This window comes from Acetobacterium wieringae, from assembly GCF_001766835.1.
Taxonomy (GTDB): domain Bacteria; phylum Bacillota; class Clostridia; order Eubacteriales; family Eubacteriaceae; genus Acetobacterium; species Acetobacterium wieringae.
Genome location: NZ_LKEU01000027.1, coordinates 1 through 11814 on the forward strand (window position 1 = coordinate 1; position 11814 = coordinate 11814).

Sequence of the window (11814 nt, forward strand, 5' to 3'; positions counted from 1 at the left end):
TTACAGAAATCCCCTGTAAAGATGGAAAACTTTATCTGGCACCCATTTTTGATTGCTATGACGGCAGTATCCGGGGCTTCAGGATGGATGACAACATGCGGGCAGACCTTTGTGTTGAAGCGTTTCAGAACGCCTGCAGAGATGATGGTGCCGAAGGAATGATTCTTCATTCCGATCGGGGCACGCAGTTTACCAGCCAACGCTTTCGAAAGGTATTAAAAAAAGCAAATGCCATCCAGAGTATGAGTGGCACCGGCCGCTGCTATGATAATGCCCGGATGGAAAGTTTTTTCGCAACGCTGAAAAAAGAGAAGCTCTATAAAATTAATACCAAAAGTATGCCCATGGTTGAAGTCAAAACGATTGTTTACCGCTATATCCATTATTACAATCGACGACGAATTTACAGTACAAATAATGGCTATCCACCGCTGGTTTATCGGGGGCTTTTTTTCGACAATCATCAACTCGCTGCATAGCATTCAAAGTTTTGATGATTGTTACCGACGATGAGGGCTGGCTATTCTATAGGGGCTTGGAAAATTCCTTGCGTGTTTTGACTGAACTATTATTGACAATTCCATAATGCAAAGGGATTAATTTTTTGAGGAATGCTGCCACTTGGGTGCTAGAGGGTCGTCCGACGGTGGCCAAGGATCTGCTGGTGGTGACGGTTGTGCCGGATAAGAGCGATATCGATCAGTATGGTGCCTATCTTTATCATGCCCTTATCGTAATTTTCAGTAAGCAGTGGCACCTTCAAAATCCTGCGTCAGTGTGGTGGTCAGATTCCTGACGATGTCAGTATTTTGATTGATAATCCCCATATTGCGATCGTCATTGGTATTGGTGATGGTAAATTTGGTTCTATTGATATAGACAGTATCATTATATTTCGAATCCATGGTTACGCTCAAGATTAATTGGAATAATGACACAAGCATGACAAACGAAACGGCTGGAATCGGTGAAATGAATTTTTTCAAAGATCGTGCGATTTATGTATCCTTCATGATTGCCTTCTTTTCTCAGGCGATTATGTTTTCAACGGTTCTCTATCTTCCATACTTTGTTCAGGGGGTGATTGGTTCGTCGGCGACAACATCCGGAGCTGTCATAACACCGATGATGCTGGGCTTGCTCCTGTCAAGTAATATCACTGGTCGGCTTGTTTCACGAGTTGGTAAAGCAAAAATACTGTCGGCAGCAGCGTTTCTTATTATGGGTGTGGGGGCGTTGCTCCTTTCCACCATGGGTGTTAAAACCTCTTATGCCAGTGCCATTCTTTTTATGGTAATTTTGGGTTTTGGTGTGGGGATGAGTATGCCCATTACCAATGTGAATGCGCAAAACGTTGCCCCAAGAGAACAGATTGGTTCAGTTACATCGACGGTGTGATCATGACAAATTCTCTGAGTGATGGATTTTCAGGCCTGATGATGCCCCAACTACCCCAGGAAATACAGGAAATGCTCAAAAACACCCAAGTCATTACAAATCCAAAAACAGTGGCAACTATTCGATCCCAGGTATCGGAGTTGTACCTGAGCTATTTCGACGATGCGTATATGCAGGCAAAAACCGTTCTGGCCAATTCAATTCATGATGTTTTTCTGTTTTGCGTCGTCATTGCTGCAATTGGATTTGTTTGCGCCCTCTTTCTGCGGGAAGCTCCGACGACAAGAAGCCTAAAAATGATTAAGGGTGAAACTGTAAAAACGGTTGCCATAATGGATGAGTTACCGAATCGCTGATTCGACCGACCAGGTAGCAAACCAAAGTCAGGATTGGGCGATAGAACGCAGGAGTAGCATTGGCAACGTGATGATTGAACAGGCATTAAAAGAATGCACCTGATAAACACGATAGTCCCTCAATCCAACATAAAAAAGCTGTCAAGTTGCTGACAGCTTTTTTACCATCGTCGATCATCTCGATTTCTAAATAATCAAACCAAATGGATTCGATAAATGGGTCTTCCCGAAAAGTTGTCATGGAAATCTGACGCAGTTCTTTGTGTTATTGTCAAACCACATTGGTTTTTCCAGATCAAAGTTCAGGCAGAAAATTTCTAAAGCACTCTGGACTTTTTTATTTTCATTCAAAGCGCTGTTATCAACGGCAATGACTTTTTCTTTCAGAATTTTATTGTGTTGTATCAGATTTCCCAAATTCGAAACATATTTTTATCTCTGGCTTATCAATGTGCTATTATATATGCAGATAGCATTTTTCAATACAAAAAATGGTCATAGCTAAGAGTATCTGGGGTAGCGAAAGAAATGTAAAGCGAATTGGCGTTTGCGATTTGCCAATGCAATGAGTCAATGTTCTGATTCCGGGCCTATTCTTCAGCGCCATTGCCTGTGTTGCCAGGAGGAAGGCTCTGTGTGTCTGTAGCCCAAAAGACCGCTAGGTCAGTAATTATATCTTTCTAACCCCATTTTTGACCAGTGTATTGGGTTTTTTAATTGCCGGTGAAATCCCCGGGCAGTCGAGAGTGATTGGTGGGACAATTATTCTGGTCGGAGTTTTTTTATTTAATTATGGCGAGCGATTTAAACAATTATAAACAGAAGGGAGCGATTATGTCAAATTCGACAAAAGCAGATTTGGAAGTATCTTTAAAAAAACTATTACTGATAAAACCATTTGATAAGATTACCATCAGCGATCTGGCAACGGATTGCGGAATCAGCAGAATGGCTTTCTACTACCATTTTAAGGATATCTATGATTTAGTGGAATGGAGCTGTGAAGAAGACGGCAAAAGAGCCTTGCAGGGGAAAAAAACCTATTATACCTGGCAGGAAGGTTTGCTGCAGCTGTTTGAAGCGGTTTTAGAGAACAAACCCTTTATTTTGAATGTTTATCGTTCGGTGAGCCGAGAGCAGATCGAAAATTATTTATATCAGTTAACCTATGGACTGCTGGAAGGGGTGGTTAGAGAACAGGCCGAAAATACATCAATCACCGAGGCAGAGATGAATTTTATTGCCGAGTTTTACAAATACGGTTTTGTGGGAATAATGCTGGATTGGATTAAAAAGGGCATGAGCGAGGATCCGAATGTCATTGTTGACAAAATGAGCACAACCCTCAGCGGCAATATTGCCAATTCAATTTTAAATTTTGCAGCCAAACGTCATGAATAAGGAATATTTTATCAAAACAGGCCGAGTGATCAGTTTTTTTATCATTCTGCCTGTTTTGTAAATTGATAAATCATTAAAAAAGCTTTACCATAAAGAAAGAATCACTTAGCGTTAAACGTGATGAAAGGCAGGATAATTTAATGGCAAATAAAAAAGTGAAAGTCGGATTGGCAACAGTGGCAGTAGCTGGCGTCGGTGCCACTGCAATGGTGGTCAAAAACAAGCTGAAAGAAAATAAAGAGAAAAAGAAAATTTCCCAGGATTCCAATTATCGTAACACCGAACGTGGCAAACATGAAAAAAACAGCAAGGGGATCTATTATACCAATGGTAATTACGAAGCGTTTGCAACCCCCAGAAAACCGGAAGGCGTCGAAGAAAAAAACGCCTATATTGTCGGCAGTGGCTTAGCGGCACTGGCAACCGCCTGTTTTCTTGTTCGGGATGGACAAATGCCGGGCTCCCACATTCATATTCTCGAGGCGATGGATATCGCCGGTGGGGCCTGTGATGGAATTGAAGATCCGACCCGAGGCTATGTGATGCGGGGGGGCCGGGAAATGGAAAACCATTTTGAGTGTCTGTGGGATCTGTTTCGCAGTATTCCGTCGCTTGAAATACCGGGCGCCTCGGTGTTGGATGAATTTTATTGGTTAAACAAAGAAGATCCCAATTATTCATTGTGTCGGGCTACCAGAAACCAGGGCGTTGATGCCCAGACCGACGGGAAATTTAACTTAAGTCAGAAGGGCTGCATGCAAATCATGAAACTCTTTATGACCAAAGATGAAGATTTATACGACAAAACCATTGAGGATGTGTTTGATGAAGAGGTCTTCGATTCGACGTTCTGGCTTTACTGGCGAACGATGTTTGCCTTTGAGAACTGGCACAGTGCGCTGGAGATGAAACTTTATTTTCAACGATTTATTCACCACATTGCCGGATTACCGGATTTTAGCGCCTTGAAATTTACCAAATACAACCAGTATGAATCATTAATTCTACCGATGCAGAAATATCTGGAAGCAGCCGGCGTTAACTTTGAATTTAATACCGAGGTAACCAATGTCATCTTTGAGATTGCGGAAAATAAAAAGGTCGCCAAAGCAATTGAATATAAGGTAAATGGAGTTGAAAAAGGGCTGGTGCTGACAGAAAATGATCTGGTTTTTGTGACAAACGGAAGCTGTACCGAGGGCACCATTTACGGCGACCAGAATCATGCGCCAAATGGGGACGCCGAAGTGAGAACCAGCGGCAGCTGGAGCTTATGGAAAAATATCGCCCAGCAGGATCCGGCCTTTGGAAATCCGGAAAAGTTCTGCTCCGATATCAAGAAAACAAATTGGGAATCAGCAACAATCACAACCTTAGACGATAAAATCATGCCATATCTCACCAATATCTGTAAGCGCGATCCGAAAAGCGGGAAAGTTGTCACCGGTGGGATTGTCAGCTGCATGGATTCATCCTGGCTGCTCAGCTGGACCATTAACAGACAGGGGCAGTTTAAAGATCAGGATAAAAACAAGGTGTGTGTATGGGTCTATGGCCTATTCTCAGATGAACCGGGAAATTATGTAAAAAAACCAATGAAAGAGTGTACCGGCAAAGAAATTACCAAAGAATGGTTGTATCATTTGGGTGTGCCAGTCAATCAAATTGATGAACTGGCTGAAAACAGTGCCATCTGTGTGCCAACCATGATGCCTTATATTACCGCCTTTTTCATGCCAAGAACCAAAGGCGATCGACCAGATGTCATTCCGGATGGCTGCGTTAATTTTGCTTTTCTGGGTCAGTTTGCCGAAACCCCCAGAGATACCGTCTTTACAACCGAGTATTCAGTCAGAACCGCCATGGAATCGGTCTATGGTTTGCTTGGTGTTGACAGAGGGGTGCCGGAAGTTTGGGGCAGTGTCTATGATATTCGGGAGCTGCTCGACAGCAGTGTAAAACTGATGGATGGAAAATCACCACTGGAAATTGAATTGCCGGGGCCGCTGAATTTGATAAAAAAACCAATCATTCATTTTACAAAGGGAACCGTGATTGAAAAAGTACTAAAAGACCATGATATTTTAAAAGACGGGATGCTTTGAGTTCCGGGAAGAATAAAACCTGGGAGATGGATGTAAAAAAGAAAATAGCCAGTAAAGACCCTGCAACCAGATGGAAGCAGGGTCTTTATTGATTTAGGAACTAAAAAGCTGGCGTAAGGCAGATGCTTTTGATCCTCCTGCCAGCGAAAATAATAGTGGCTGATCCTTGCATATCAATCTGTATGGATCAGGCCATTTTCCCTTTTAAAGGCAATGATAAATAAAATCAAATCGATGTCGCTAATGCCCGTATTATGATAAAATCATCATAAAAGCTGCCAAAGGATAATGAAAGAGAGGAAAGACCGATGGATACAATTGAACGTTTTGTCAAAGCTCAGGAAGAAAGCTATGGACAGGCACTAATGGAAATTAAAAATGGTCGCAAGCGCAGCCATTGGATGTGGTATATTTTTCCCCAGCTTAAAGGCCTGGGCCGGAGTGAAACTGCCCGGTATTACGGAATTGAGAATCGGGCGGAAGCCAAGGCATATCTGGCGCATCCACTGTTGGGGATGCGGCTGTTGGAGATTTCCGGTGAACTCTTAAAGTTTGAATCCAGTGATGCCAGAGCGGTGTTTGGTCGGCCCGATGATCTGAAGCTGAAATCATCGATGACCCTGTTTTATCTGGTCGGTGGAAATCCGACGTTTAAGGCGGTGCTGGACAAATATTTTGGTGGTGCGCTGGATGAAATCACCGTTAATCTATTAGATAAGTGAGAAATAACCCAACATATCTGAATGAAAGCAGAATACAATATGGTTTTCACAGCAAACATCCCGCTCCGGTCCCCATCATGAGATCCTACCGGTATTACGAAAAAATCACTTGAATTTGACAGATTAATCACCTGATCATCACGTTAACTGATTACAATAAATGCTAAAGAGACAATTCATTCATCGATAAAGGAGATAAAAATGAAAAAGTCAAAGCGTTTATTAACCAGTTTAATTGTGACGGCCTGTCTGGCATTGACGGCCTTTCCAGCCAGTGCCGCTTCAGAAGATGTCATTTACGGCAAGGTAACGAAGGTGGATGGAAAAGAAGTAACCATCGCCATCGGAACCCTGAATCAGAATACCGGAACACCGGGAGAAACGCCGGGAGAAATGCCTGAAATGCTCACTCTGACCGGTGAAAGTTCAACGTTTACCCTGACCGATGATATGGCAATTACCAAGGCGTCGCCGGGACAGCCTCCGGAAGCAGGCACCACCGGTGGCTCTGCCACAGCGACCGAAACGTCAGCTACAAGCTCAAAAGCCACGGCGGCCGACATTGTGGTCGGAGCAGTGCTTAAAATCACCTATACCACGGGCACCGATACCATTGCCTCCATTGAAATTATGTCGGGAAGTGGGTCTCCTGGCGCAGCTCCCGGAGGTGGTGGCGGTGCCACTGTTTCCACCGGCACCGGGGCATACCTGCTGGCCGATGGCGAAAGCTTAAGTGGCGGTACCTACAGTTCAACCAACGATGATGAAAATGCCCTGCGGGCTGAAGGAGCCATCACCGCCCATCTGAATGGGGTGACCGTTGAAAAAACTGCTGGCACCGCTTCAAGCAGTGATGCCAGCAGTTTCTACGGCCTCAATGCCGCCATTTTGGCTCTTGACAATGCGATCCTGAATATTGCCGGGGGTAGTGTGACCGCAACGGCCGAAGGAGCAAACGGGGTTTTTGCCTATAACGGGGCCACCATTAACATCAAAGATACCACCATCAATGTCACCGGTGGAAATGCCGGCGGCATCGAAGTGGCTGGTGGAGGAAATCTTTATGCCAGCAACCTGACTGTTAATTCCACTGTTAAAGCCGCCATTCGAAGTGACCGGGGGGGCGGAACCATGGTTGTTGATGGCGGTACCTACACCACCAGCGGCAGCACCGGCGCTCCAGCCGTCTACAGTACAGCGGATATCACCGTCAATGATGCCACCCTGAACGCTGAAACATCCGAAGCCATTGTGGTGGAAGGGCTAAACTCAGTTACATTGAACAACTGTACCGTCAGCGGAAATATGACCGGCTCCACCGGGAATTCCGATGCGGATAACATCCATAACGTGATGCTGTATCAGAGCATGTCCGGGGATGCCGAAGTCGGAAACAGCAGCTTTGAGATGACCGATGGCTCGCTGACAGCCAATAGCGGTGATATGTTCTACGTCACCAATACCGAGTCCCAAATCGCATTAAGCAATGTTGATCTGACTCTGGCGGCTGATAGTAATCTCTTAACCGTGGCTGGAAATGATGGCAGCCGGGGTTGGGGAACGGCCGGTTCAAACGGTGGGAAATGTAGCTTGACCGCTTCAAAGCAGACACTGACTGGGGATATCGCTGTGGATGCCATCTCAACCCTGGATTTGATCCTTCAGGATAGTTCAACGTTTACTGGTTCAATTAACAGTGATAAAACCACCGCTGCAACCTTGAAAGTGACTCTGGAAAAGGGCAGTTCCTGGAAGCTCACCGGGGATTCATACATCACCGAATTTGACGGCGATGCCAGCGGCCTGGATACAAATGGTTATACCCTGTATGTTAATGGGGTAGCCTATGATGGCGATTTAGCGGCGACCGGGAATGTTAATTATGCCACCCATGTCCAGAATATCGGCTGGCAAAATGCAGTATCTGACGGTGCTCTGTCAGGAACCGTCGGCCAGAGCTTGAGACTGGAAGGCATTACCATTAAAAGTGGGATTGATGGCTTGGGGATTGAATATGCCACCCATGTCCAGAATATTGGTTGGCAGGATTATGTCGCAGATGGAACGGTGTCCGGGACGGAAGGCCAGAGTTTAAGATTGGAAGCCATTAAAATTCAGTTAACCGGGACACAAGCCGATAAATACGATGTTTATTACCGGGTTCAGGTTGAGAATCTGGGCTGGCTGGGCTGGGCATCAAATGGCGCAGAGTCCGGTACGGCTGGATACGGATACCGACTGGAAGGAATTGAAATTGTACTCGTGGAAAAAGGCACCGCCTTTGACACCGGTAGTGCTGCTTTTTATGAAACAGCAGCCTGATCAGCGTTCAAAATGAAGCGTAATCAATAAAGCGCGGGACATGGATTCAAGTTTGCTTGAAAAACCATGTCCCGATTTTTGCATATTCAGGAGAGAAAAAAAGCAAACGAATTTATTGTAGTGGTCGGGAAATAGAGGCTTTCAGACAAAATTCCTCTGAATGTTGGATTAATGTCAAATTTCAGGTTGACAAAATTAAATGATCAATATATAATACTCAACGTAGAGTATTGGAGGGATTAATATGACAAGGATCCTTGTTTTAGGACTTCTCGATGTTCAGCCGATGTCCGGTTATGATATTCAGCAGATGCTGCGGATCTCTGATGCCGAACGTTGGGGGGGCGTTTTGATCGGTTCAATTTATCACGCTTTAAAGAAAATGGAGAAAGAAAATCTGGTCGAAATCGAACGGATTGAACAGACCGGGAATCGCCAAAAAGCAGTATATCGGATCACTGACGATGGCCGTGCACACCTGACGCAGTTGATTGCCGATTCGCTGGGGCACCCCTCGGTTCATTACCCATCCGGTTTGTATTCAGGATTGTCATTTATTGAGAAGTTGCCGGTTGAGGTGGCATTAAAGGCCTTAAAGCGTCAGCTTAACAATTTGACGGCCGAGCAGGAAGCTCTGGAAAGCGGTCTCAGACTCAAAGAAATCGCCATGCATCAGAATATCCCACCGATGACCACCCTGATTTTTGACAGCATGTTTGCGATTGTCAAACAACAGCAGGATTTGGTGGAAAATGCCATTAAGCTGCTGGAATCAAAGGACTGAAAATTCTCCCTTAAGATTAAGGGAGAAAAAAATACCCTCATACTCAACATTGAATATACAAATAGAAGTAAGGAGAAAACCATGAATTTAATTGAAGCAAAGGGATTAACAAAAAAATTTCAGGATAAAGTGGTGATTAAAGGTTTGGATATGGTTATCGGCCAAGGGGAGATTGTAGCTCTGATTGGCCCCAATGGGGTTGGCAAATCGACGACGATTGCCATGCTTTTGGGAATTCTGTCGCCGGATCAGGGATCGATTACCTATTGGCGAACCGATTATCAACAGCATCTGGCCGTTCAGCTTCAAACAACGCCATTTTTTGAAGGCTATTCAGCCCGGGAGAATCTGGCTTTGTTCAGTGCTCTGTATCGAATCAGGCTTAGTGAGGCCGAGTTGCAGAACCGGTTGGAAGCCTGTCAACTCGGGGATACCGGAAATACTCCGGCGATCCGATTGTCACTGGGTCAGCAAAAACGACTGGCCCTGGCAGTGACGACTGTCCATCAGCCCACGTTGATCGTTCTTGATGAACCCACCGCCGGACTTGATCCCCGGGCTAGTCATGAAATTCGGGAGCTGATTCGCCAGATGGTCAACAATAATCAGACGGTTTTGTTTTCCTCTCACGATATGGAAGAAGTGGAAACCCTGGCTGATCGCATTATTTTTATGAACAATGGTCAAATCATTGCCGAAGGAGCCCCGAAACAACTGATTACCGAAAACGGCGTTGCCAATCTTGATGAACTGTATTTGAAATTAACCCAAACACCGGCTGTTCAGCCGATCAATTAGAAAGAGAAGGTGTTTAATATGAATACTATTTTTATGCTGTCCCTCAAATCGGCCCTGCGGGAACCGTTTTTACTGTTCTGGTCGATTGCGGTGCCGATTGCCGGGACCCTCATTTTAGGCTATCTGGTTCATCAACCCGACTATGCGATCCGCATCACAACGGCGATGATGGCCATGGGGATTTTGTTTTATGGTTTGACGACCACTGTATTTTCACTGCTGGCACAGCGTCGTCGGGGCGTCTTTCAGCTGCTCAAAGTTACCCCGTTGCCCTTATCTGCTTTTGTTGTCAGTACCTCCGGGGCGGGTACGCTGGTTTCATTGATTTGCGGCCTGTTGGTTCTGACGGTTGGCAGTTTGGCTTTTCAGATTGGCCTTTCCCCAGAAGCGCTACTGATGACCGGGCTGGTCTGTCTGGTGGCAGGGATGGGCTATGTTTTGCTCAGCTTTTTTGTCTCCCGTCTTTGCCGAACCGAAGCGCAAACCAGCATTACCGCAAATCTTATTTCGATGAGTCTGCTGTTGCTCAGTGACGCTTTTTATTCCCTTGATGCGGCCCCGGCCATTGTTATTCAGCTTAGCCGATTCAATCCCTTCCAATGGTTTCTAAACGGTCTGCGGGGTGCTCTCCTTCGGGATTATCTGCAATGGCGCTTCAGTTTGTTCGTGCTGGCTGGTTTTCTTGGGTTGGCGTTATTACTGGCGATCTGGTCATTGAAAGCCAATGATCAGCGTTGACAAAATCGCAACGCAATAACATGCGTAACCGTCAGGATTGATTTTCTGGTAATTTTTTAGTACGCAGTGGCACCTTCAAAGTCTTGGATCAGTGTGGCGGTCAGACCATCGACGATGTCCTTCTTTTGGGTGATAATGCCCACATTTCGATCCGCATTGGTACTGGTCGTGGTAAAATTGGTGCTGCCAATATAGACCGTTTCATTATTCACCGAAATGGCCTTGGATTGAATGTAGATGGGCGCATTTTGTGGAAAGAGATGGACATTGACACCACCAGCCTTCAGGGTATTGAAGCCGTCGGTAAACTCACCGGTATTGGTCATGGTAAAATTAACCGTTACGCCCCGCTTGACCGCATCGATGAGGGCGTTCTCCAGAACCGTGCTATCAAGTTGCTCGGTTTCAACATAGAGGGTGGTGCCGGGTCGGGCAGAGTCAATCAGCTCGGTAAAGTGTTTCTCGGCGCCGGGGGACCAGACCAGTTCAGAGCCTTCCGGAACATCGCCAGCCACAGGAGCGACAGTGTTATTGGTATAATCCGCCTCAAAGGTGGTGGAAACCCCTGCCACGGTGGCCGGATTGTCAGTGATCACCACGTAGTCGCGGAGAATCGGATAATATTGGGCGACCAGATTGCAGTTCATGATAGCCACTTTCTGATTGTCCACCACGATGCTTTTTTGATGCCATAAAACACCGTCCCAGGAATAGACAACGTGAACCCCGTTAGCCGATAAATTATCATAGGCTGGCTGATTCATTCCCACCGTGCCACCATCCGATGCATTGGAATTCAGCAGGACCCGGACATTGACTCCCCGTTGCGCCGCTGCAATCAAAGCCGCTTCAGCATTGGAATCGATCAATGCATACATGGTCATATCAATGCTCTTATTGGCGGAATCGATGAAATCATAAATCTTCTGATAGCCATCATCCGGCAGGGTAATGAGGGTGTAAGTTGGCGTGGCAGGGGGTTCGGACTTGCTCTCTGTTTTTGGGTTGCTGCATCCCAGTAGCAATCCTCCCATGAGAATCCCGGTTACGAACAATGTTGATAGTTTCAGGAAAAACGTTTTTTTGGAACATAGTCTATTAGCCATTGTGATCATATCTCCTTATCATAATGAATCGTTTTCATTATATAACGAATCTGCGTTTAAACTCAAGCGTCAATTGTGATTCCC

At 45.6% G+C, this 11814-nt stretch carries 12 protein-coding genes; 10 read left to right on the forward strand and 2 right to left on the reverse strand.

The window, feature by feature from the left end; genetic code table 11:
• Positions 1-479 (forward strand): DDE-type integrase/transposase/recombinase (locus ACWI_RS06850; protein WP_139142298.1); only part of this gene is annotated, 479 nt, incomplete at its 5' end.
• 261 nt (positions 480-740) lie between these two features.
• Here the strand turns inward: ACWI_RS06850 and ACWI_RS18990 are convergent.
• Positions 741-905: a hypothetical protein gene (locus ACWI_RS18990; RefSeq protein WP_175440914.1), complete on the reverse strand. Its 165-nt coding sequence runs from the start codon at positions 903-905 to the stop codon at positions 741-743.
• Positions 906-942: 37 nt separating this feature from the next.
• Between ACWI_RS18990 and ACWI_RS06855 the strand changes: the two genes are divergently transcribed.
• The 9 genes from ACWI_RS06855 (at position 943) to ACWI_RS06900 (ending at position 10624) form a co-directional block, all read left to right on the forward strand.
• Entirely contained in the window at positions 943-1398 is a 456-nt protein-coding gene (locus tag ACWI_RS06855; protein ID WP_070370694.1) for an MFS transporter, read from the forward strand.
• 2 nt (positions 1399-1400) lie between these two features.
• Positions 1401-1754: a hypothetical protein gene (locus ACWI_RS06860; protein WP_070370695.1), complete on the forward strand. Its 354-nt coding sequence runs from the start codon at positions 1401-1403 to the stop codon at positions 1752-1754.
• Positions 1755-2588: 834 nt separating this feature from the next.
• Positions 2589-3155: a TetR/AcrR family transcriptional regulator gene (locus ACWI_RS06870; RefSeq protein ID WP_070371023.1), complete on the forward strand. Its 567-nt coding sequence runs from the start codon at positions 2589-2591 to the stop codon at positions 3153-3155.
• Positions 3156-3295: 140 nt separating this feature from the next.
• Positions 3296-5260, forward strand: coding sequence for an oleate hydratase (locus tag ACWI_RS06875; RefSeq protein WP_070370697.1), 1965 nt, complete (start codon positions 3296-3298; stop codon positions 5258-5260).
• Positions 5261-5568: 308 nt separating this feature from the next.
• Positions 5569-5982 carry a DUF1810 domain-containing protein gene (locus tag ACWI_RS06880; protein ID WP_070370698.1) on the forward strand — a complete coding sequence of 138 codons (414 nt, stop codon included), beginning with the start codon at positions 5569-5571 and terminating at the stop codon, positions 5980-5982.
• Positions 5983-6183: 201 nt separating this feature from the next.
• Positions 6184-8304, forward strand: coding sequence for a hypothetical protein (locus ACWI_RS19250; protein ID WP_070370699.1), 2121 nt, complete (start codon positions 6184-6186; stop codon positions 8302-8304).
• A 244-nt stretch (positions 8305-8548) separates the two neighbouring features.
• Positions 8549-9088, forward strand: coding sequence for a PadR family transcriptional regulator (locus ACWI_RS06890; RefSeq protein WP_070370700.1), 540 nt, complete (start codon positions 8549-8551; stop codon positions 9086-9088).
• 81 nt (positions 9089-9169) lie between these two features.
• Positions 9170-9886, forward strand: a complete 717-nt coding sequence (locus ACWI_RS06895) for an ABC transporter ATP-binding protein (protein WP_070370701.1) — start codon at positions 9170-9172, stop codon at positions 9884-9886.
• Positions 9887-9904: 18 nt separating this feature from the next.
• Positions 9905-10624 (forward strand): ABC transporter permease, encoded by a 720-nt coding sequence (locus tag ACWI_RS06900; RefSeq protein WP_070370702.1) that lies wholly within the window; start codon positions 9905-9907, stop codon positions 10622-10624.
• Between the two features lie 56 nt (positions 10625-10680).
• Here the strand turns inward: ACWI_RS06900 and ACWI_RS06905 are convergent, their stop codons facing one another.
• Positions 10681-11730: a phospholipase D-like domain-containing protein gene (locus ACWI_RS06905; RefSeq protein WP_070370703.1), complete on the reverse strand. Its 1050-nt coding sequence runs from the start codon at positions 11728-11730 to the stop codon at positions 10681-10683.
• Between the last annotated feature and the right edge of the window lie 84 nt (positions 11731-11814).